Below are 21321 nucleotides of genomic sequence, written 5' to 3' on the forward strand. Positions count from 1 at the left end.
CGGAGGCCGACGCGCACCGGCGGATGTACCGGCCCTGGGGCTGGTACCAGCGCGTCGACATCGGCGAGCGCTTCCAGGTCAAGCGCATCATGGTGACGCCGGGCGGGCGCCTGTCGCTGCAGAAGCATTTCCACCGCGCCGAGCACTGGGTGGTGGTGAAGGGCACGGCGGAGGTGACGCTGGGCGAGCGCCTGGTCCTCGTCCACGAGAACGAGGCGGTGTACCTGCCGATCGGCGCAATGCACCGCCTGGCCAACCCCGGCAGGATCCCGCTCGAGCTGATCGAGGTCCAGGTCGGATCCTATACCGGAGAAGACGACATCATCCGCGTCGAAGATATCTATGGACGTTGAGGGCGCTGTCGTAAGCCGTTTAAAGTTCGGCACGAGCGGCCTGCGCGGCCTGGTGACGGACCTCGTGGGGTGGCCGAGCTACGCCTATGCCGGCGCGTTCTTCCGCTCCGTCGGCTCGGCCTGCGCGAACCGCACCGTGGTGATCGGGCGCGACCTGCGCGGCAGCAGCGCGGGCATCGCGGCCACCGTCGCCACCGCCGCGGCCGCCGCGGGGTTCGAGGCGATCGATTGCGGCCCCCTTCCGACACCGGCCCTAGCGCTCGAGGCGATCCGGCGCGGGGCCTGTGCCGTGATGGTCACCGGCAGCCACATCCCGCAGGACCGCAACGGTCTGAAGTTCTACCGGCCCGACGGCGAGATCACCAAGGCCGACGAAGTCGCGATCCTGGCCGCCCTCGGCGACGTCGCGACGGTCGGGACCATGGCCGACCCCGTCGATGCGATCCCGGACCCGGACGTGATCGGCCGCTATCGCCGCCGCTACGGCGACGTGTTCGCGCCCGACCTCCTGCGCGGCGTACGGGTCGCCGTGTATCAGCAGAGTTCCGTCGCCCGAGACCTGATGGCCGACCTGCTCGCGGCGTTCGGCGCGCAGGTGACGCCGATCGGCCGCTCTGAGACCTTCGTCCCGATCGATACCGAGGCCCACCGCCCGGAGGATATCGCCTTCATCGCCGACGTCATGACCTCGGGCGACTTCGATGCCCTGGTCACGACGGACGGCGACGCCGACCGGCCGCTGGTCGCGGATGCCGCCGGGCGCATCCTGCGCGGCGACGTGCTCGGCCTGATCACCGCGCGGTATCTCGGTGTCGACACCGTGGTGGTGCCGGTTACCGCGGGCTCGGCCATCGAGCTGGCCGGCGGATTCGGGCAGGTGCTGCGCACCCGCGTCGGTTCGCCGTTCGTCATCGCCGGCATGGAGCAGGCGAAGCGGGCGGGGGCGAGGGCGACCGCAGGCTTCGAGGCGAATGGCGGCTTCCTGCTCGGGTCCGACGTCGCCATCGAGGGCAAGGTCCTGGCCGCCCTGCCCACGCGCGACGCGATGCTGCCCATCCTCGCGACCCTGGCCGCGGCGCGGCAGGCCGGATCGACCCTGGCCGACCTCGTCGCGTCGCTGAACGTCGGCGAGATGGCGAGCGACCGCCTTCCCGAGACGCCGGCCGAGCGCAGCGGCGCGCTGCTGCGTCGGCTCGGCGACCCGTCGTTCCGACGGACGTTCCTGCAACCGGTCGGCACGCCTGAGGCCGCGGACGACCAGGACGGGATCAGGATCGAACTCGACGGCGGGCGCACGGTCCACTTCCGCGCCTCCGGCAATGCGCCCGAGCTGCGGTGCTACACGGAGGCGCGAACCGCCGCGGAGGCCAAGGCGCTTCTCGGCTGGGGGCTTTCGGCGGCGGCGGCTGCGATGGAGGCGGAGGCCGGACGATCGTAGTCGTCCGATCTGCAGGAGATCAGTAGCCGGCTGGTCCCTGCGGGATCACACGCGGACCGAACTGACGTTGTCCGCCCTGGTGATGGCCACCCATCGGCAGCGGCCGAGGACCGGGCCCATCTGTCACTAGGATCGCGGCAGTCAATACGCGACCGAAGCCTACTGAAAGCGGATCTCTGACATGAAAACGACGCCCGCCTTAAGCCGGTTAGGCTGCCGCTACGACAACGCCGCGATGAAAAATTTCTTGCACACCCTGAAGGTCGAATTCAACCAACAAAGACGATGGACGACTCAGGACGAGGCACGACGTCACTTGTTCTACTAGATTGAAGGCTACTGTAGTCGGCAGCCCATTCAATCGGCACTCGGTTACAACTCACTTGGGCAAGCCGAACGGAATGCGAGCTAATGTCCGTTTCCTTGAAACCGAGGATGTCAAACAGTCTCGGATCGGGGTTCATCCGCATTTTCGGTGCTGCGGGTCGATTGTCCCGTCAAGCTCTGCCGGTCACGGCTCAAGCGGCATGTAGACGCGCTGGTGCAGTAGATCGAATCCTGCGCGGCCCTACATGCTACGCTTGATCAGTTTCAGGCGGTTGACCTGTCCCTCGACAGGACCGTTGCTCCAGGGCTCGACGATGGCTGCGCGCACGGCGGCCTCGTCCTGGCGGAGCCCGGTGACAAAGCCGCCAAGATCGGTCGCGGCTGCAGCCTCCAGCCACGGCGTCAGTCCGGCAGGATCGTTCTGGCGCAGGAGGTCGGCAAAGGCACGGAAATCTTCGGCGGCCCGCTTCAGCTTCGGCTCGACGCTGCAAAGCGCTTCGGTGAAGGCGCGATCCTCCTGCACTAGCGCGGCCGGGTCGCTGGTCAGCCACCGGGTGATGAAGCGCATTGAGGGGATCCGAGCGGACAGTCGTCGCGCCGACGCACCCTGCCTTCGTCGCGCGACAGCGTCGGACGATATCGTAGCTGCCGATGAAGCCCTGAGCGTGCAGCTCGCGATGAAGGACGATGGCGCTGTGCTGGCCCTCCTGCCAGCGCGCCTAGACGAAGGAGAGAAGATGGTCAAGCCGGCTTGAACCCGGCGCTCGACGGTAGGGCATGAACCGGGCCGCCCGGACCCAGCGGCGCACGGCGTTGCGGGACGCACCGATGGGGCGTGTCGCCACCGCTGGGTCGTCGAGCGTACGCCGGCGTGGCTGGCGCGATTCCGACGCTTGGCCATCCGCTACGAACGCCGCGCGGACATCCATCTCGCCTTCACGACCCTCGCCTGCGCCCTCGTCACACTCAGCCAATGCAGACGGTTCTGTTAGACGCTCTAAGGCCGACTTCAAGGGCCGGCACTTCGAGGCGACGCTCATCGTAAAAGCCGTCGTTTGGTATCTGCGCTACCCACTCAGCTATCGCGGTATCGAGGAACTGTTCCTGGAACGCGGCCTGGACGTCGATCACAGCAGCCTGTACCGCTAGGTACTCGCCTACGAGCCACTGATCGAGAAGAGGCTTCAAGCAATCCGCAACTCGCACTGCGGGTCGGTGCGCATCGACAAGACCTCCGTCAAGGTCCGCGGTCAGTGGCGCTACCTCTATCAAGAGTTGGGGCCTCCGGACAACCCGACGCGGTTCAATAGACGGCGTCCCGGTTCAGATGCGGCAGGAAGTGGCTGACGACGAAGGTCAGCGCGTCGAGGGGAAAGCCGGTAGAGCGGCGGAGCGCGCACACGATGGCGCGCTCCTCATCGCTGGCGCGCCAGGGCAGCTTATGGGGTCGGGCGGAGCGATCCTGGCAGGCGTCGGGGCCGCGTTTGCGCCATTTGCCGATGGTCTCGGTGGACACGCCGTAGCGCTTGGCTAGCACGCCGGAGCTTTCGGGCGAGCGCACGATCTCGGTGCGGACAGCCGGGGTGGTGCGGGTCTGGGGATGGATAGCGAGCATCAGCGGGCCCTCCTGCCAGCACGGCTGCGCACACCCACGAACCGCCAAGTATGGGCTTTGATCGACCAACGTGCCAAAACCTAACGACATTCCGCAACCAAACAGCTAGATGCAGGATACCTGAACGCCGCGTAGTTTTTTCGCTGGCGCATGCGCGTAAGCGCATAGGAGAATGGGATGCCATTACATCGAAGATCGACCCCACACGGCCCTTGACGGCTTGACGCCCGCAGCCTTCGCCGACCAAACTGTCACGGCCCGAGAGCTTGCATGGCCGACGATCGCTCGCTGGGTTAACCCCAGACCGATAATGCCTTATTTCGAACCCGGGCCACCGAATGTGCGCAGACCGCAGACTGCATCACCTCCCCTGCTGTTATTGATTACAATAAATCGAGGTTGGATTACCGCTAAGGACACATGTGCACAAAAGTATGCATTTGGAAATATCAAAGCGCGAATATAAGTTCAATTACAAAAATCAGGAATATTAAATATGAAAGTAGTCATAGATGTTTCAACGGCTTTGCGCTGGGTAAACAATAATGCCGTAGGAATTGTTAGAACAGAGAGAGAGATTGCGCGATTTTTTATTCAACATCATTGCAACACTGATCTTATATATTATGATAGGGACGAACAGGATTTTCGGCGTGTATCACAACAGCAAATAGTTGCTCTGTTCCCTGATTTAGAAGCGTTCGTTCCGGATCCATCAGACTTAATATCTTCGACCAATGCGTTTTATTCATTTTCAAGTAAATCTGTGCTAATTAGCGCAGGACTACAGTGGGATATAGATTTTTTTGGAGTAGTATATAATAAAAAGAAACTGATAAATTTCAAAGTTATACAAGTCGTATATGATATCATACCGATTATAATGCCGGAGTACTGTGTGCCCGGCATGGATATACTATTTCCAAAATTTATTGTTGACACAATTTGGACGGCTGACGCAATATTTGCGATCTCTGAAAGCACGAAAAAGGATTTAATTGCCTTTGCTGACAAACTAAAATGCCGGTACACCGGACCGATTTACACCTTGAGACTCGGATGCGACATTCCTTCTAGTTCATTCACAACTGACATACAACTCGGATTGCGTAAAGATGGGTTTGTACTTTATATAAGCACAATAGAGCCGCGGAAAAATCATAGGTTGCTATTTGACATTTGGCGCTCATTTGACGAAAGTGAATATGATAGTGTGCCGAAGCTTGTATTTGTTGGAAACAAAGGCTGGAACACCGAGAACTTTGTAATAAGTATTGAGAATTGCGTTAGATTGTATCCCGAAAAAATAGTTCTTCTAAACAATGTTAGTGATAGTAACCTCGAGTGGTTGTATAACAATGCGATGTTTAGTGTTTATCCATCGCTTTATGAAGGCTGGGGGCTTCCGATAGCTGAAAGCCTCGCGCGAGGCACGCCGTGTATCGCCTCAAATTCATCATCAATGCCAGAGGCGGCTGGTTCATTCTGCGATCTGCTCGACCCGTTTGATTATACGGGCTGGAAAAAAACAATTAAAAAATACCTTGCCGATCCAGAGCTTCGTTCAGAAAAATCAAAATACATAAAATCTAATTATAATGTTCAAACCTGGTACTCTGCAATGCTATCATTCAAACACGATGTCGATGGCTTGCTTGTTGAGTGGGATTTCTAGTCGATGAATATTGTACTGTTTTCCACTTACCGGCCCTTTGCCACGATTCACGGGGGTCAAATTCGTTTGAATGCTATAATGGAGGCATTCGCCGGAGACGGGGTTCGCGTTAGGAGTGTATCAGTCCATACAAGCGCTACGCAGCCTACGGAGGAATCCGAATGGTCCTTGTCTCTCGACATTAATACGCAAATTTATTTCAATTCGAATCAAAAACGAACAGATGTACACGTTTCGACTGTATTTGATATGCACGAAGAGCACTTTAAATCGCTCGAAGGGTATCTAAACGAATTCAATCCTGATGTCGTATGGTTGGAGCAACCTTGGCTTTGGCCCGTCGTAAAGAGGTACTTAACCGAAAATTCAAGGCACAAGACCACTATTATCTATGGATCTCAAAACGTAGAGTTTAGACTTATTGATTCAAGCGCGCCTGATTTAGAAGAGATTGTTTCAAAAAAACTTGCTGAAGAGGTCATGGACTTAGAGTCGGACCTTTGTAGGTCTTCGCACGGTATTGTAGCGGTAAGCGAGGCAGACGCTGAATATTATCGTACCTTTGGTAAACCTGTACTTGTTGCTACGAATGGCGTTTCTCCTAAACCAGCTCCGGGCGGCTTCGACTATTGGAGTAATGCACTGCGCCATTCTTCTTCTGCGTTGTTTGTCGGCTCGGCGCATCCGCCAAATGCGGAGGGCTTCATTACGATGCTGGGCACTGATCTGAGTTTCATGGCTCCTAATGAAAAAATTCTTGTTGTCGGGGGCGTATGCTCACTTTTATCTACCAATTTAGTAGTGCGGAGAAATCGCGGTTTAATTATGCCTCGACTTCACCTGTTGGGAAGTCAAGATGCCGGCGGTCTTGCAACGTTTTTCGTTTTATCAAAAGCAATCATACTTCCTATTGTCTCGGGCGGCGGGACAAATCTTAAAACCGCAGAGGCTCTATATAGCCGAAAGCCCATAATTGCAACGTCTAAAGCATTCAGGGGTTACGAAAGATTTGCTTCTTTTCCAAATGTTCATATCAGCGATGACCCAGATAAATTTCGTGATTTAATTCGGGATTGTCTTGCTTCAGATGCATCAACTCATTCAATCTCTGAAGCTCAAAGTATTGATCTTGATGAGTTACTGTGGTCTCGAACTCTTGCATTAGTTGGAAAGTGGACGAGACAAATCTCGTCTGAGATAAGTATTAATGGGGTAGGTATAGCTGCAAAAGCCAATTTCGAAGAAGGTTTTCAAAATAAGAAACGTAAGTTGCTTATTTCTCAAGGTCTATTGCTGAAGAATATGTTATATTCAGGTTGGCATGATTTTGAGGAGGAAGGGACATGGAGCAAGGACAGAATTGCGATAATAAAGATATCCAACCCATTTGTGAGCGATCATCTCAAGATTCGCATTTTTATTGATTTGCTTTCTAATAGGAGAGAGCAAACCGCTGTAGATATTTACACAGCTTCTGCGCACCACATTAGTAAGATTTGTCATAAAACTGAAACCAATATGACATTTGCTTTTGAGACGTCCGCTTCGGATTTTAATAGTGATGGACAAATTGAGCTGTATATACAAATACAAAAATTGGGAAAGCCTCGTCCTAGAGGCATAAAAAGCGACGAGAGATTTTTGGGCGTCAGATTAAAAAAGATTGCGATAGAAAACTACGATGATGATGCGATCGAGTCTAATCATGCCAATTTTATACGCAAGGTATTTAAATGTCGGCTCCGCGGTTTGTTTTGGCGAAAGACTAACCAGAACGGCGTCCGACCGAGGTGAGCCTCTTAAGTTTAGGCTCGGAGCTTGATGTGCTTCCCTGCTTGATTTCGCGGGCGAGCCGCCTGTCGTCAGCTTTATCCGTTGATCTGCGTAAACGTATTGTCGCTGCCGTAGGAGGAAAGCGCGTCGCGCCGTAAGGCGGCCAAGCGGTTCGGCGTGAGCTCGACAAGCGGGGTATCTATCCTGCGTGGACCGCGTTGGCGCTATTTCGTCTGCGGGATGAACGCCTCAACGGCGAGGTGTTCTACACCCTGAAGGAGGCCAGCGTCGTCATCGAGCAATGGCGGAAGCATCACAACAGCATCCGCCCGCACTCGTCGCTCGGCTACCACCCGCCTGCGCCGGGAGTCGTCATCTGGCCAACCGAACCGAGCAGCTCAACGCCGCTCGTAAGCCCCGCCATCGTCACGCGACCGACGATGCACTAACTTCGAACTTGGGCCACCGTATGAGGGCAGGCCACTGGCGCGGCGAACCTTCCTGTGATATATAATTGGTAATAGATGTGACAATATTTGTCAAATAAATCTATTCAAACGGAACAATTCTGAAACTATCAATTCGACGATTTTAGGGGGCTAGTTGAATGAAGTACTTAGTTGTTATGGGCGCAGCAAGAAGCGGGACTACGCTTATTCAGCAAATTTTGAATACTCATTCGAGCGTCGCATGCTTTCATGAATATGGAATGGAAAAGTTAGAAAATTACGTAGATGCCCTTTTTGCTGAGGAGCGAATCAGATCTGCCAAGTCAGAGTCTTTAGAAGAAAATAGGCGTATAGATCCGTGCGTAGAAATAAGTAGTTCTTCACAACAGGAGTATTGCCCGCAAGATGCATCGGGAGTAATCGAAGATAATTTATACCCTATTCCGCAGCGCAATCGTGATTTTCATAACATCGTAAAGGCGATTTATTCGGCGTGCTTCAAAAAAAACGACCTTCTTGTAGTTGGTGACAAGGTAACAAATATTATTGATAAAAAATATCTTGATAATTTAAGGCGAATATATGAAGGTATTGTAACGATATTTATCCTGCGCCATCCTTTTGATGTTGTTCGTTCTTCGATGGTCAGAGCAAAAAATGCTGCAATTGGAAAAGATATTTGGCACGTCCAAACAATCGATGAAGCAATAGAAGAGTGGGTTGAGAATTTGGAATTTGCGGCTTCCCAGAGAGAAAAAAGTGATGCGATATTTTTCAAATATGAGGATTTATATGTTAATTTTGATAAAGAAATGGAACGGCTTGCAGAAAAATTAGGAATAGAAAATAAATTCAAGAACATTGTCGTTCCTTTTGATCGTCCCGAAGGTGGTTTTGCGATGACGTCAATGCAAAGGCGATATATTACAGACCGGGTTGGTCCTCTTGCGGACATTTGGTCAAGTACAAATGTTGAAACTATCCTTAAAGATTACTCTGTTTTACCATTTAGAGTAAGCTCAGGAGATGTGATTAATATTAACAACGGTATGCTAAGTCGTGTGACTCGCGAAGGTTTTTGTGGGGCAGAAAATTGGGGTGTTTGGACTGACGGCGTCCACGCGCGTATCGTGTTAATCATTAAAGATGCCAGAGAGTCAGAAAATATATGGATGGATCTTTCCTACATCGGTTTTGTTGGCCCGATCGGAAATTTTGTTTTTGGTGTCAAGGTCAACGATAGCAAACTAGAAATTATTGAGAATTCTGCTGAGTATGCTACGAGCTATAGCGCCAATCTTGGCAGAATGTATGTAGTGAAAAATGGGCTAGTTGAAATTCTATTTTCAATTCCTCGACCTAAGAAGGCTTCATACGAACCATCTGGCGACACGAGAGCTATCGGTCTTGGCATTATATCGCTATGTGTAACTGTTATGTAGACGTCATAGTAGAAACGGTACATCAAACAAGCTAATTGATATAACAAACTATGCCGAATCGCTGAGCTTTGGATATTTGGTTCTACCGCGAGGTCGCACATTTGATTTCGACTTGATTCGGCCTAACCGGCTTGTTTTGGACCTGGGTGATTGGAAGAGCCAGCCAGGACCGAAGGAGCTAAACATGAAGCAAAGATCATAGGCGATTGCGGAGTAGGTAGTGCTGGATCTGCGCCAGATCAAGGTTCAGACGGCACAGGGCAAGAATTTGGCGCTCGCGTGTAACGATGGGAAGTTCTCTGAGCAGATTTATTATCGCTGGCGCAAGAAATATGGCAGCCTGCAGATCGACTAGGCTCGATGGCGTTGCGCCCGCGATAAAGCACGGGCAAAAAGCACGGCTTTCAGCACCGGTTGACCTTGGGCGGGATGTTGGGTGTGGCTCCGGCCGCCTCGATCTGTTGGCGGATGGGATCGCTGTTGTAGCCCTTGTCGGCCAGCACGACGCGGCAGGCGGGCAAACGTTCGAGCAGCAGCGCGCCGGACTTGCAGTCGGCGACCTGCCCACCGGTCAGCAGGAAGGCGAGCAGCCGGCAGGCGCGGTCGGTGAGGACGTGGATCTTGGTCGTGCGCCCGCCGCGCGAACAACGGCGGTGGAGTCGATCGGCACCTGGGAAGGCGGTCCGCCGGCCTGTGCCAGTGTCTCGAACAGCCCGACCCAGACCCCCTTGGCCGCCCAGGGCACGTAGCGGTTGTAGAACGTCTTCTTCGGCCCGTAGACGTCCCGCAGCGCGTCCGTCAAGCAGCCGCCGGATTTGAGCACGTGGACGATACCACCGATCACGCGCCGGTCGTCCACGCGCTCCTTAACCCGCGTGTAGGTGGACAGCTGCGGTGCGATCCGCGCAAACTGCTCGCCCGTCAGCCAGAACTGATCCATCGGCCCCTCCCGTGGGAGCCGTGAATCACACCTAAACCTACGCCGTCCGCACTAGGTGTATGGTCCCGGGATGAGGTGTGACGGGTCGATCCTGAAGCGCTCGGGCTCTTTCGTCCAGGCATTGAGGATGAACTCGGTAGGTGTGAGGCCTCTGAGGGTCTTGAGCCTGCGAGCGTGGTTGTAGGCATCGACGAACAGATGCAGGTGCGTTCGAAGCTGGTCATGGCTGTCGTAGTGATAGCGCTTGACCGTGGCGTCCTTGATCGTGCGGTTCATCCGTTCGACCTGTCCGTTGGTCCAAGGATGGTTCACCTTTGTCAGCCGATGCTCGATGTCGTGCTCGTCGCACACACGGTCGAAGATGTGCTGGCTGTCGTAGATATCCTGCCGGCGTGATGTGAACTGAACGCCGTTGTCTGTGAGCACGGTGTGGATGCGGTAAGGCACCGACTCGATGAAGTCGCGTAGGAACTGCGCCGCCTCCATCTTGCCGGCGCTCTCCACGAGCCGCACGAAGGAAAACTTGCTGGTGCGGTCGATGGCGACAAACAGCCTGAGCTTGCCCTCAGCCGTGCTGACCTCGGCGATGTCGATATGGACGTAGCCAATGGCGTAACTCGCAAAGCGCTGCTTCTTGGGCTTGTCGCCGTCAATCTCGGGCAGTCGACTGATACCGTTTCGCTCCAGGCAGCGATGCAGCGAGGATCGGGTTAGGTGCGGGATCGTCGGCTGCAAGCCGTAGAGGCAGTCGTCAAGCGGCAGAAGCGTGTGCCGACGGAATGCGACGATGATCGCTTCCTCCTCGACTGTGAGCACGGTGGAGCGCGGTTCCTTGGGTCCCATCCGGGCATCTGCCGTGCTCGTCCGTTTGCGCCATTTCTGCACCGTCGTTGGGCTGACGCCGTAGCGCTTGGCCAGCGCTCTTACGCTCTCTTCACGTAACTGGATCGCGCGACGGACCGTCTCCGTCGTGGTGGCGCTTCCATGAAGAACCTGGCCCATAGCGCATCCCTCGCAGCATGGTGCTCAATCGTATCACCACACCTCGGGATCAAACAGGCGGACCGCTCTTTCCGACCCCGATTCACCGAATCGCGGCGCCCTCGCCATTGACGACATCACCGGCCCATAATAGATGACGATCATCATTTTAATGGCGAGTTCGATCGGTGTCGAGGAAGCGGCGATGAATGTCGGTATGGTCATGTTGCTGACGAGCCTCGCTTTGGCGGCGTGCTCGCCGGCCGAGACGGCGGTGCCTGAGAAACCACCGCTCGTTCAGACCGTCGCGGTCGCCCCGGCCGAGGGGGCGGTCTCGCGCTACACCGGGGTCGTTCGGGCGCGCACGGAGAGCAATCTCGGCTTCCGCGTCGGCGGCAAGATCTTCGAGCGGCTCGTTGATCCGGGGGACCGCGTCCGCCTCGGGCAGCCGCTGATGCGCCTCGATCGAACCGATTTCGGGCTCGCGCTGAACGCCGCCAAGGCGTCCGTCGAGGCGGCCCGCGCGCAGATGATCAAGGCCAAGGCCGACGAAGCGCGCAGCCGCAAGCTCGTGGCCGACGGCTGGACTTCGATCCAGGCCTACGACCAGAACAAGGGCGCGGCCGATGCCGCCATCGCGCAGTTCGCCAATGCGGAGGCGCAGGCGAGCCAGATCGCCAACCAGGCGGGCTACGCCGAGCTCCAGGCCGATGCCGACGGCGTGGTGATGGAGGTGCCGACCGAGCCGGGACAGGTCGTCGCCGCCGGCCAGACCGTGGTGAAGCTCGCCCGCGACGGATCGCGGGAGGCGGAGGTGTTCCTGCCCGAGGGCAGCCGGCGCGCGGCGCAGGGGAACGCTTCGGCCACCCTCTACGCCGAGAGCGAGGCGACCTATCCGGCGCGCCTGCGCGAGCTGTCGGCGACGGCCGACCCCGCGACCCGCACCTACCGGGCGCGCTACATCCTGTCGGGCGGCGGCGAGGCTGCGCCGCTCGGGGCGACGGTCACCCTTCGGCTCGCCGACCACGACGTCCGGCGCGAGCCCGCGGTGGAGGTGCCGCTCGCGGCCCTGTTCGACCGGGGCGCCGGCACCGCGGTCTGGCGCTACGACGCCGAGACTGAAACGGTGCGGGAGCAGGCCGTGCGGGTCGCGCGCATGGGCGAGGAGCGCGCCGAGGTCGTCGCGGGCCTGAGCCCGGGCGATCGCATCGTGGCGCTCGGCGCCCACCTGCTCAAGCCCGGCGAGAAGGTGCGCCAGGCGGACGCGAACCTGACGGGGGCGAAGCGATGAGCGGCTTCAACCTCTCCGCGCTCGCCGTCCGCGAGCGGGCGGTCACGCTGTTCCTGCTGATCGCCGTGACGGTCGCCGGCATCTTCGCCTTCCAGAAGCTCGGCCGCGGCGAGGACCCGGCCTTCACCGTCAAGACCATGACGGTCTCGGCGGCGTGGCCGGGCGCCACCGCCGAGGAGATGCAGCGTCAGGTCGCCGACCCGCTCGAGAAGCGGCTGCAGGAGCTCGTCTACTACGACCGCGCCGAGACCACCGTGCGCCCGGGCCTGATGGTGACGAAGGTCTACCTCAAGGACAACATGCCCCCGGGGAAGGTGCAGTCGGAGTTTTACCAGGCGCGCAAGAAGTTGTCCGATCAGGCCTCCAGCCTGCCCCGCGGGGTGATGGGGCCGCTGTTCAACGACGAGTTCTCGGACGTCTACTTCGCGCTCTACGCGCTCCAGGCCAAGGGGCTGCCGCACCGCCAGCTCGTGCTCCAGGCCGAGGCCCTGCGCCAGCGCCTGCTGCGGCTGCCCGGCGTCGAGAAGATCAACATCCTCGGCGAGCAGGCGCAGAAGATCTTCGTCGAGATCTCGTACCAGCGCCTGGCCACGCTCGGGATCACCGGCCAGCAGCTGCTGGCGTCGCTCGCCAACCAGAACGACGTGACGCCGGCCGGCTTCGTCGAGACAGCGGGGCCGCGGGTCTACCTTCGCCTGGACGGCGCCATCGACGGGCTCGACGCGATCCGCGGCCTGCCGGTGGCGGCGGGCGACCGCAGCCTCAAGCTCGGCGACATCGCGGAGGTGAAGCGCGGCTACGAGGACCCCAGAGGCTTCGCGATCCACAACGACGGCGAGCCGGCCCTGATGCTCGGCCTGGTGATGAAGCCCGGCTTCAACGGCCTCAAGCTCGGCGAGGCGCTCAATGCCGAGGAGGTCGCGATCCATCACGACCTCGCCCTCGGAATCGGCTTCACCAAGATCACCGATCAGGCCAAGGTCATCGACGCGGCGATCCACGAGTTCATGGTCAAGTTCTTCACCGCGCTGTCGGTGGTGATCTTCGTGTCCCTGGTGGCGCTCGGCTTCCGCGTCGGCATCGTCGTGGCGCTGGCCGTGCCGTTGACCCTGTCGGCGGTGTTCGTGGTGATGATGCTGACGGGGCGCGACTTCGACCGCATTACCCTCGGCGCGCTAATCATTTCGCTCGGGCTGCTCGTCGACGACGCGATCATCGCCATCGAGATGATGGTGGTGCGCATGGAGGAAGGCGCCGACCGGATCGAGGCCGCGACCCATGCCTGGAGCGCCACCGCCGCACCGATGCTCACCGGCACGCTGGTGACCATCGCCGGGTTCCTGCCGGTGGGCTTCGCCGCCTCCACGGCCGGCGAATATGCCGGCAACATCTTCTGGGTGGTGGCGTTCTCGCTCGTCGTCTCCTGGATCGTGGCCGTGACCTTCACGCCCTATCTCGGCGTCAAGCTGCTGCCGAACATCGAGCCGGTCGCGGGCGGCCACGCGGCGATCTACGCGACGAAGAACTACCAGCGCCTGCGCCGGATCGTGCGCACCTCGGTCGATCACAAGTGGGCGGCAGCCGGCATCACCGTGGCGCTGTTCGTGGTCGCGGTCATCGGGATGGGCCGCGTCGAGAAGCAGTTCTTCCCGAACTCCGAGCGGCCCGAATTGATCGTCGAGGTCACGCTGCCGACCGGGTCGGCCTTCGCCACCACCGAGGCCACCGTGCAGCGCGTCGAGGCGGCGATGCGCGACCTGCCGGAGGCCAAGGAGATCACGAGCTATATCGGCCAGGGCATGCCGCGCTTCGTGCTGTCGTTCGATCCCGAGCTGCCGGACCCGGCCTTCGCGCAGATCGTGGTGCAGACCGCGGACGCTGAGGCCCGCGACGCCCTCCGGGCGAAGGTGCGCAAGCTCGTCGAGGACGGCCGCTTCCCCGAGGCGCGCGTGCGGGTGCTGCAGATCGTGTTCGGGCCGCCGATCCGATTCCCGGTCGCGTTCCGGGTGGTCGGCCCCGACCTCGACGTCATCCGCCGCATCGCGGCCGAGGTCGCCGAGGTCATGGCGGGCAATCCCGACATGCGGCTCGTCCATCTCGACTGGGGCGACCGGACGCCGGGCCTTCACCTCGTCCTCGACCAGGAACGCCTGCGCCTGATCGGCCTGACGCCGAAGGAGGCCGGACAGCAGCTGCAGAGCTACCTCAACGGCACGCCCGCCACTCAGGTCCGCGAGAACCTGCGCTCGGTCGACGTGCTGCTGCGCAGCCCCGGCCCGGAGCGACGCTCGCTCGGCGAGATCGGCGACCTGACGCTCGCGACGAAGGACGGCCGGCAGGTGCCGGTCTCGCAGGTCGCACGCCTGGAAAGCCGGAACGAGGATGCGGTGCTCAAGCGCTACAACCGCGAGAGCTACATCCGGGTGCAGAGCGACGTGCTCGACGGCAAGCAGCCGCCGGACGTCCATGCGCAGATCTTCCCGCTGCTGGATCCGATCCGGGCGAGGCTGCCGCCGGGCTACCGCATCGACACGGCCGGCGCCGTCGAGGAGAGCGCCAAGGCGATGTCGGCTTTGATCGCCGTGTTCCCGATCATGCTGATCGTCACGCTGACGGTGATCATGATCCAGGTGCGCTCGTTCACCACCATGTTCATGGTGTTCGCGACCGCGCCGCTCGGCCTCGTCGGCGCGGTGCCGACCCTGCTGATCTTCCACCAGCCCTTCGGCTTCAACGCGATCCTCGGATTGATCGCGCTGTCGGGCATCCTGATGCGCAACACGCTGATCCTGGTGGATCAGATCCATCACGATCGCGCCTCGGGCCTGTCGGATTACGAGGCCGTGGTGGAATCGACCGTGCGCCGCGCGCGGCCCGTGATCCTGACGGCGGCCGCAGCGATGCTCGCCTTCATCCCGCTCACCCACTCGGTGTTCTGGGGGGCGCTGGCCTACGTCCTGATCGGTGGCGTCGGCGTCGGCACCCTGCTGACGCTGCTGTTCCTGCCGGCCCTCTACGCCCTGTGGTTCCGCGTCGCCCGAACACCTGCGGATGCGCGGAGCCCCGCGGTCGTTTCCGGGCGAGACGGAGCGACTGCGACCACGGGCGTTGTTCCATCCTGAGGGCTGGTGCGGCTGGGCGCTCGCCGCCGCGCATGCGACGCGGCAAGTGCCCGATCGATCGACCAGCCCGAGCCCATGCCCCTGAACGGTCGAACGGGCGGCGCTTCGTGCTGGCGGCAACGGCCAGGCGGTGAAAGCGTCCGGCGACAGCGCGACCGTGGACTGATTTAGATGACGCGTCGCATCCACATCGGATGCGACGCGTTAGCGCATCGTCCGCCGGACCGCGCGGCGGCCGCTCGTGAAACGAGGAGACGAAGATGCCGAGGGTGTCTCAGGAGCAGGCGCGGCTGAACAGGCAGCGCGTCGTCGAGGTGGCGTCGGCGCTGTTCCGCCAGCGCGGCCTTCACGGCGTCGGGGTCGCCGACATCATGGGGGCGGCCGGCCTGACGCATGGCGGGTTCTATGGCCAATTCGCCAACAAGGACGCCCTGGCGGCCGAAGCCTTCGAGTGCGCGATCAAGGAGGAATACCGCGGCAACCTCGACAGCCTGGTCGGGAACTACCTGTCGCTCGGGCACGTCCAGGCGCCCGAGAAGGGGTGCCCGCTCGCGGCCCTGGCCAACGACGTCGCGCGGGAGCCCTCGGGTAGCCCGGTGCGCGCGCGGTTCACCCACGGGGTCGAACGCCTCGCCGCCATCCTTGCCGACCTGACGCCGAAGGCCTCGCGCGAGCGCCGCCGGCAGCGTTCGCTGGCGACGCTGTCGACCCTCGTCGGCGCCGTCGTCTTGGCTCGGGCCGTGGACGACGAGGCGCTGGCGAACGACCTGATCGACGCCGCGCGCGCTTCGGTGGCCGGCTGAAACCTGCTGATCAGGACGTCTTCGACGCGTCGCGATACAAATCGGCGTGGCGATCCCGCAGGGCGTTCTTCTGGACCTTGCCCATGGCGTTACGCGGCAAGTCGTCGGCGAAGAGAACCCGCTTCGGGCATTTGAACCGGGCGAGGCGCCCTTCGAGATGGGCGAGCACCGCCGCCTCGTCCGGAGCGTCCTTCGAACCCACCACGATGGCGGTGACGCCCTCGCCGAAATCGGCGTGCGGCAGGCCGATCACCGCCGATTCGACGACGCCCGGCATCGCGTCGATCTCGGCCTCGACCTCCTTCGGGTAGACGTTGAAGCCGCCGGTGATGATCAGGTCCTTGCCGCGGCCGACGATGTGGACGTAGCCGCGGGCGTCGACCTTGCCGAGATCGCCGGTGACGAAGAAGCCGTCGACCTTGAACTCGGCCGCGGTCTTCTCGGGCATGCGCCAGTAGCCCTTGAACACGTTCGGGCCCTTCACCTCGATCATCCCGACTTGCTCGGAGCCGAGCCGCGCGCCGGTGTCCGGGTCGATGACACGCAGGGCCACGCCGGGCAGCGGGAACCCGACGGTGCCGGCGATGCGCTCGCCCTCATAGGGGTTCGAGGTGCTCATGTTGGTCTCGGTCATGCCGTAGCGCTCGAGGATGGCGTGACCGGTGCGAGCCCGCCACGCGGCATGCGTCTCGGCCAGCAATGGGGCCGAGCCGGAGGTGAACAGCCGCATGTGCGCGGTCGCCGCCTGCGTCAGCCCCGAATCCTTGAGCAGGCGGGTGTAGAAGGTCGGGACGCCCATCATGCTGGTCGCCCGCGGCATCAGCTTGAGGATCAGCCCGGCGTCGAGGCGCGGCAGGAACAGCATGCTGCCCCCCGACGCCAGCACGGTGTTGATCGCGACGAACAGGCCATGGGTGTGGAACACCGGCAGGGCGTGGATCAGCACGTCGTCGGCGGTGAAGCGCCAGGCCTCGACCAGCGTGCGCGCGTTCGAGGCGAGGTTGTCGTGGCTGAGCATGGCGCCCTTCGAGCGCCCGGTGGTGCCGGAGGTGTAGAGGATCGCGGCGAGATCCTCCGGATCCCGCGGCACGTCGGAGCACTCCGAGCCCTGCGCGTCCGCGGCCTCGGCGGCGCTGCCCCGGCCGGCGGCATCGAGGGTGAGCACGCGGGTGGTCCCGGCGTCCCCGGCGACCGGCACCAGCGCCTCGCGCTTGGCCGGGTCGCAGACGAACAGGGCGGGCTCGGCGTCCCCGAGGAAGTAGGCGACCTCCGGGGCGGTGTAGGCCGTGTTGAGCGGCAGGAACACCGCGCCGGCGCGCACCGCGCCGAGATAGAGGAACACCACCTCGGCGCTCTTCTCCACCTGCACCGCGACCCGGTCGCCGGGGCGGACGCCCGCGGACACCAGCGCGTTCGCGTAGGCCCCGCTGCGCGCGAGCATGTCGGCGTAGCTGTAGCGGCGCCCGTCGGGCGTCTCGATGAAGGTGCTGGCCGCCGGATCCGCCGGCAGGGCCCCGCGGATCAACGCGAAGAGATGATTCGTCATGACACAACGCTCAGCGAAACGGATGATCGGCGGCGGTCCAACCGCCTCAGGCCTCGGCGAGCGCGACGGAACGCGGCGGAGGCAGGTTGGCGCGCAACTCGCGTGAGACCGCGCCGGACGCCGAGACCGTGCCGAGGTTGGCATAGGTCTCGTGGTTCTTCTCGATCGCCGACAGGTCGTAGAGGTAGTTGACCATCAGGCCATGGGATTGCCGCAACCCCTTGCCGGAGACGTCGCCGAGGAAGTTGATCCGCTCGAGGCGCGCGCCGTTGCCGAGATGGAAGCGCGCCACCGGGTCGAGCGGGCGGCCCCGCTCGTTCTTCGCGCGGAGGAAGTAGGCGGCCGCCGCCGGCAGCAGCGCCTTGCGCACGGCATCGGACTTCGCCTTGTCGGTCGCCCAATCGGGCTCGTCGAGCAGGCGAAGCGCCTCGACGTCGTCGCGGGTCAGGCCCTGCGGCGCTTCCGCCCGGCGCTCGCGATCGAGCCAGCGCGCGAAACCCGGAACCGGCGAGAGCGTGACGAAGGTCTTCAGGGTCGGGATCTCGCGTGCGAGGTCCTCGACCACCTGCTTGATCAGGAAGTTGCCGAAGGTGACGCCGGCCAGGCCCTTCTGGCAGTTCGAGATCGAGTAAAAGATCGCGGTCGTGGCGGATTTCAGCGGAAGCGGATCGCGCGCCTGCGACAGGATCGGCGCGATCGCCGGCGCGATCGCGCTGGTCAACGCGACCTCGACGAAGATCAGCGGCTCGTCGACGAGTGCCGGGTGGAAGAACGCGAAGCAGCGCCGGTCCGCCGGCTCGATCCGGCGGCGAAGGTCGTCCCAGCCGGCGATCTCGTGGACTGCCTCGTAGCGGATGATTTTCTCGAGGATGTGAGCCGGCGTCGTCCAGTCGATGTGGCGCAGCACCAGGAAGCCGCGGTTGAACCACGAGGCGAACAGGTGCTCGAAGTCCGAATCGAGGCTGTCGGCGGCGTCGATCAGGTTGGGCTCGCCCTCGTCGCGCAGGATGCGGCGCAGGTCGAACAGGTCCTCGCGCATCCGGACCAGGCTCAGCGTGCCGTCGCGGGCAAGGTTGAGGCGGCGGATCAGTTCCTGGGAGCGCGGCTCAGCCGCCTCGTGCAGGTGCCCGAGGCGTGCCCGCGTCGGGTCCGAGCGATAGGCCTGGATCGCGGCGTCGACCGCGTCGTGGTCGGCATCGAACTCGACGGCGATCAGGCGCAGGAAGGCGTGGCGCTCGTCGGTGCCGAGCGTCGCATAGCGGTCGAGGATCAGCCGCGCGAGGGCGACGCCCGATGCCTCGCCGCGGCGCGAGATCAGGTCGTCGCAGAGCTTGACCAGCTCGGCGGCGTTGGCCCGTGCGGCGAGATCGCCGCGGCCGAAGCTGATGAGGTCGCGACCGCGGTCGCTGATGGTCTGAAGGAGATCGCCGAAGAAAGAGATCGCCGCCATGGATCGCCGTCCGCGTCTCGCCTCGAAACCGGCCGCCGCGGAGGCTCCGGTCGTCCCGCACGGCGATGCCGGCGGCCCCACCGTTTACGGTGTGACCGCGCGCAGGGCCAGACCCCCCGTGAGGCCGCGAAGGCCGAAGCGGAACTCCGGGACGTCGTGGCCGGCTCCGCCGTGAAGGGCGCTCAGCGGCGCTCGTCGCCGGCCTGGGCCACGACGGCGCTGTCGGCGCGCTCGCGCCAATCGCCGAGGCCGTATTGCCGGGCGAACTTCAGCTCGGCCGCCCGCCGCGCGCGATCGGGGTCGCGGGCACGCTGGATCTCGACGGATCCGATGGTGAACGGAAGGCCGAAGATCTGCTTCTCGAAATCCACCCGATAATTCGGCATGCAACCCTCTCTCGTCGTGTCGGTCACGCTCCGCCGCACGAATCGGTGCCACCAATCCTATGAACGGCATCAGAACCTGAATCGCCGCGATCGCCAAATCGATTGCCAGCAATCGACCCGCGCGTGGAACATCGCCCGTGGACGAAACATATGCAGGCGCAGCGGAATCGAAACCGGGTGCGCCACTCCTACGCGGCCGTGCCCTGCGCGCGCCGCCGTTGTCACCCGCCCGGTCGGCGCCTAGGCCGACCGCGATCCCTCGCAACCAGAGATACGAGTCTCATGCTCACAGAGCCGAACCGCTCGCGCGCCACGGAGCCCCGCTCGTGAGCGACATCCCCGTGCCGCATCCCGACCTGAGCACGAAGGCGCGGCTCGGGCTGACGCTGATCGCGGGCGGGGCGGTGGCCAACATCTACTACAACCAGCCGCTGCTCGGGCTGCTGGTGGCCGATTTCGGGCCGCGCGCCGCCTTGTGGGTGCCGACCGGCTGCCTCGTCGGCTACGGCCTCGGCATCGTCGGGCTGGTGCCGCTGGGGGATGCCTGGCCGCGGCGCCAGCTGATCATCGCGCAGCTTCTCGCGCTGAGCCTGGTGCTCGTCGTCGCCGCGCTCAGCCCGAACCTGCCGATCCTGGCGCTCGCCAGCCTCCTGATCGGCTTCCTGTCCTCGGCGGCGCAGCAGGCGGTGCCGTTCGCGGCCGAGCTGGCGCCGGACGCCACCCGCGGCCGCATCGTCGGGCAGGTGATGACCGGGTTGCTTTCCGGCATCCTGCTCGCGCGGACCGTCAGCGGCTTCGTCGGCGCGCATCTCGGATGGCGGGCGGTGTTCTTCGCCGCCGCCGTGGTCTCGCTCGCGATGGCTGCGGTCGCGGCCGCGACCCTGCCCCGGACCTCGGCGAAGCGCCTGCGCTACCGGGCGCTGATGCTGTCGATCCTGCACCTTGCCAAGACCCAGCCCGTGCTGCGCAACGCCAGCCTGTCGCAGGCGCTGCTGTTTGCCGCGTTCAACGCGTTCTGGGTCACCCTCGCCCTGCTGGTGGAGGCCGAGCCGTTCAACCTGACCGCGGCCGGCGCCGGGCTGTTCGGCGTGATCGGCGTCTGCGGCGCGCTCGTCGCGCCGGTCTCGGGCCGCTTCACCGATCTGCGCGGCGCGCGACCGGTGGTCGTGGGCGGAAGCCTGCTCGTCGTGGCGGCGTTCGCGGTGCTCTGGGCCGGCGGCAAGTGGTCGCTCGCCGCCGTCGCCGTCGGCGTGCTGCTGATCGACATCGGCATGAACGGCGCGCTGATCGCCAACCAGACCCGCGCCTATGCCCTCGTCCCGGGCGCGCGCGGACGGATCAACACCGTGCTGTTCACGGCGATGTTCGTCTTCGGAGCGATCGGCGCCTATGCCGGATCGCAGGCCTTCCTGCTCGCCGGCTGGGGCGGGGTCTGCGCGGTCGGCATCGCCTTCGCCGTCGCCGCCCTGCTCGTCGCCGTGCTCGACCGGCGCCCGACGATCATCTGAGGATCCGCGACAGGCGGCACCAGGCGTTCCTGTCGGCGGGCAGCCCGAAGCGCAGGCGCGCCGGCGCCTCGGCGAAGCGCCGGACGTGGATTCCGGCCGTCCCGAGCTGCCGGAACAGGCCCGGCGCATCGGCAAAATCGGCCGTGCGGAACAGGACGGTTCCGCCGACCGGCGTCCCGCCGGCCCGGGCGATCATGCGGTCGAGGCGCCCCGCATCGGCGG

16 protein-coding genes and 8 pseudogenes are annotated in these 21321 nt (G+C 62.2%); 15 read left to right on the forward strand and 9 right to left on the reverse strand.

Annotation, left to right across the window (positions count from 1 at the left end; translation table 11 throughout):
• The 3 genes and pseudogenes from FV230_RS11350 to FV230_RS30710 all read left to right on the forward strand — a co-directional run.
• A partial coding sequence (locus FV230_RS11350; protein WP_147842471.1) for a cupin domain-containing protein occupies positions 1–353 on the forward strand: 353 nt, incomplete at its 5' end.
• Positions 343–1791: a phosphomannomutase gene (locus FV230_RS11355; RefSeq protein ID WP_147842472.1), complete on the forward strand. Its 1449-nt coding sequence runs from the start codon at positions 343–345 to the stop codon at positions 1789–1791. The genes FV230_RS11350 and FV230_RS11355, both read left to right, overlap by 11 nt.
• Before the next feature lie 16 nt (positions 1792–1807).
• A pseudogene (locus FV230_RS30710) lies at positions 1808–2203 on the forward strand (IS3 family transposase); the annotation flags it as partial.
• Positions 2204–2359: 156 nt separating this feature from the next.
• Here FV230_RS30710 and FV230_RS30715 read toward each other — a convergent pair.
• Positions 2360–2686 (reverse strand): transposase, encoded by a 327-nt coding sequence (locus tag FV230_RS30715; protein ID WP_246694829.1) that lies wholly within the window; start codon positions 2684–2686, stop codon positions 2360–2362.
• 271 nt (positions 2687–2957) lie between these two features.
• Between FV230_RS30715 and FV230_RS11365 the strand changes: the two are divergent.
• Together FV230_RS11365 and FV230_RS11370 are read left to right on the forward strand one after the other, a co-directional pair.
• A pseudogene (locus tag FV230_RS11365) lies at positions 2958–3110 on the forward strand (transposase); the annotation flags it as partial.
• A pseudogene (locus FV230_RS11370) lies at positions 3046–3396 on the forward strand (hypothetical protein); the annotation flags it as partial. The pseudogenes FV230_RS11365 and FV230_RS11370, both read left to right, overlap by 65 nt.
• A 28-nt stretch (positions 3397–3424) precedes the next feature.
• On the opposite strand, the pseudogene FV230_RS11375 reads toward FV230_RS11370, so the two are convergent.
• Positions 3425–3733, reverse strand: a pseudogene (locus tag FV230_RS11375) (IS481 family transposase); the annotation flags it as partial.
• 140 nt (positions 3734–3873) lie between these two features.
• Between FV230_RS11375 and FV230_RS11380 the strand changes: the two are divergent.
• From FV230_RS11380 to FV230_RS31235, 6 genes and pseudogenes are all read left to right on the forward strand, one after another.
• A pseudogene (locus FV230_RS11380) lies at positions 3874–4004 on the forward strand (integrase core domain-containing protein); the annotation flags it as partial.
• 225 nt (positions 4005–4229) lie between these two features.
• Positions 4230–5408, forward strand: coding sequence for a glycosyltransferase family 1 protein (locus FV230_RS11385; protein WP_147842473.1), 1179 nt, complete (start codon positions 4230–4232; stop codon positions 5406–5408).
• Positions 5409–5576: 168 nt separating this feature from the next.
• Positions 5577–7202, forward strand: coding sequence for a glycosyltransferase family 4 protein (locus tag FV230_RS11390; RefSeq protein WP_147842474.1), 1626 nt, complete (start codon positions 5577–5579; stop codon positions 7200–7202).
• A gap of 209 nt (positions 7203–7411) precedes the next feature.
• Positions 7412–7630 (forward strand): annotated as a pseudogene (locus tag FV230_RS11395) (integrase core domain-containing protein); the annotation flags it as partial.
• Between the two features lie 158 nt (positions 7631–7788).
• Positions 7789–9072: a sulfotransferase gene (locus FV230_RS11400; RefSeq protein ID WP_147842475.1), complete on the forward strand. Its 1284-nt coding sequence runs from the start codon at positions 7789–7791 to the stop codon at positions 9070–9072.
• 220 nt (positions 9073–9292) lie between these two features.
• Positions 9293–9427: a hypothetical protein gene (locus FV230_RS31235; RefSeq protein ID WP_281408280.1), complete on the forward strand. Its 135-nt coding sequence runs from the start codon at positions 9293–9295 to the stop codon at positions 9425–9427.
• A gap of 52 nt (positions 9428–9479) precedes the next feature.
• Here FV230_RS31235 and FV230_RS11405 read toward each other — a convergent pair.
• From FV230_RS11405 to FV230_RS29585, 3 genes and pseudogenes are all read right to left on the reverse strand, one after another.
• Positions 9480–10012 (reverse strand): annotated as a pseudogene (locus FV230_RS11405) (transposase); the annotation flags it as partial.
• A 51-nt stretch (positions 10013–10063) separates the two neighbouring features.
• Positions 10064–11014, reverse strand: a complete 951-nt coding sequence (locus FV230_RS11410; RefSeq protein WP_147842476.1) for an IS481 family transposase — start codon at positions 11012–11014, stop codon at positions 10064–10066.
• A gap of 33 nt (positions 11015–11047) precedes the next feature.
• Entirely contained in the window at positions 11048–11218 is a 171-nt protein-coding gene (locus tag FV230_RS29585; protein ID WP_187275474.1) for a hypothetical protein, read from the reverse strand.
• Here FV230_RS29585 and FV230_RS11415 point away from each other — a divergent pair.
• The 3 genes from FV230_RS11415 to FV230_RS11425 all read left to right on the forward strand — a co-directional run bounded on the left by FV230_RS11415 (position 11199) and on the right by FV230_RS11425 (position 16209).
• Complete coding sequence (locus tag FV230_RS11415) at positions 11199–12284, forward strand: efflux RND transporter periplasmic adaptor subunit (protein ID WP_147842477.1); 1086 nt, start codon at positions 11199–11201, stop codon at positions 12282–12284. The two genes, FV230_RS29585 and FV230_RS11415, sit on opposite strands and share 20 nt — an antisense overlap.
• Complete coding sequence (locus FV230_RS11420) at positions 12281–15406, forward strand: efflux RND transporter permease subunit (protein ID WP_147842478.1); 3126 nt, start codon at positions 12281–12283, stop codon at positions 15404–15406. The genes FV230_RS11415 and FV230_RS11420 overlap by 4 nt, the downstream gene beginning before the upstream one ends.
• 260 nt (positions 15407–15666) lie before the next feature.
• Complete coding sequence (locus FV230_RS11425) at positions 15667–16209, forward strand: TetR family transcriptional regulator (protein WP_147842479.1); 543 nt, start codon at positions 15667–15669, stop codon at positions 16207–16209.
• A 10-nt stretch (positions 16210–16219) separates the two neighbouring features.
• Here the strand turns inward: FV230_RS11425 and FV230_RS11430 are convergent, their stop codons facing one another.
• The 3 genes from FV230_RS11430 to FV230_RS11440 form a co-directional block, all read right to left on the reverse strand.
• Positions 16220–17755: a malonyl-CoA synthase gene (locus tag FV230_RS11430; RefSeq protein ID WP_147842480.1), complete on the reverse strand. Its 1536-nt coding sequence runs from the start codon at positions 17753–17755 to the stop codon at positions 16220–16222.
• A 46-nt stretch (positions 17756–17801) separates the two neighbouring features.
• Positions 17802–19205, reverse strand: coding sequence for a malonyl-CoA decarboxylase (locus FV230_RS11435; RefSeq protein WP_147842481.1), 1404 nt, complete (start codon positions 19203–19205; stop codon positions 17802–17804).
• A gap of 182 nt (positions 19206–19387) precedes the next feature.
• Positions 19388–19591: a hypothetical protein gene (locus FV230_RS11440; RefSeq protein ID WP_147726422.1), complete on the reverse strand. Its 204-nt coding sequence runs from the start codon at positions 19589–19591 to the stop codon at positions 19388–19390.
• Positions 19592–19917: 326 nt separating this feature from the next.
• On the opposite strand from FV230_RS11440, the gene FV230_RS11445 reads away from it, so the two are divergent.
• Positions 19918–21099 carry an MFS transporter gene (locus FV230_RS11445; protein ID WP_147842482.1) on the forward strand — a complete coding sequence of 394 codons (1182 nt, stop codon included), beginning with the start codon at positions 19918–19920 and terminating at the stop codon, positions 21097–21099.
• Here FV230_RS11445 and FV230_RS11450 read toward each other — a convergent pair.
• Positions 21092–21321, reverse strand: a pseudogene (locus tag FV230_RS11450) (threonine-phosphate decarboxylase); the annotation flags it as partial. The gene FV230_RS11445 and the pseudogene FV230_RS11450 overlap by 8 nt on opposite strands.

This window comes from Methylobacterium sp. WL6 (assembly GCF_008040095.1).
Classification (GTDB): domain Bacteria; phylum Pseudomonadota; class Alphaproteobacteria; order Rhizobiales; family Beijerinckiaceae; genus Methylobacterium.

Bases quoted from the DNA above. Each gene is read 5' to 3' on its own strand.
- FV230_RS11355 (WP_147842472.1), top strand. From the start codon at position 343: ATGGACGTTGAGGGCGCTGTCGTAAGCCGTTTAAAGTTCGGCACGAGC.
- FV230_RS30715 (WP_246694829.1), bottom strand. From the start codon at position 2,686: ATGCGCTTCATCACCCGGTGGCTGACCAGCGACCCGGCCGCGCTAGTG.
- FV230_RS11385 (WP_147842473.1), top strand. From the start codon at position 4,230: ATGAAAGTAGTCATAGATGTTTCAACGGCTTTGCGCTGGGTAAACAAT.
- FV230_RS11400 (WP_147842475.1), top strand. From the start codon at position 7,789: ATGAAGTACTTAGTTGTTATGGGCGCAGCAAGAAGCGGGACTACGCTT.
- FV230_RS11410 (WP_147842476.1), bottom strand. From the start codon at position 11,014: ATGGGCCAGGTTCTTCATGGAAGCGCCACCACGACGGAGACGGTCCGT.
- FV230_RS11415 (WP_147842477.1), top strand. From the start codon at position 11,199: ATGAATGTCGGTATGGTCATGTTGCTGACGAGCCTCGCTTTGGCGGCG.
- FV230_RS29585 (WP_187275474.1), bottom strand. From the start codon at position 11,218: ATGACCATACCGACATTCATCGCCGCTTCCTCGACACCGATCGAACTC.
- FV230_RS11420 (WP_147842478.1), top strand. From the start codon at position 12,281: ATGAGCGGCTTCAACCTCTCCGCGCTCGCCGTCCGCGAGCGGGCGGTC.
- FV230_RS11425 (WP_147842479.1), top strand. From the start codon at position 15,667: ATGCCGAGGGTGTCTCAGGAGCAGGCGCGGCTGAACAGGCAGCGCGTC.
- FV230_RS11430 (WP_147842480.1), bottom strand. From the start codon at position 17,755: ATGACGAATCATCTCTTCGCGTTGATCCGCGGGGCCCTGCCGGCGGAT.
- FV230_RS11435 (WP_147842481.1), bottom strand. From the start codon at position 19,205: ATGGCGGCGATCTCTTTCTTCGGCGATCTCCTTCAGACCATCAGCGAC.
- FV230_RS11440 (WP_147726422.1), bottom strand. From the start codon at position 19,591: ATGCCGAATTATCGGGTGGATTTCGAGAAGCAGATCTTCGGCCTTCCG.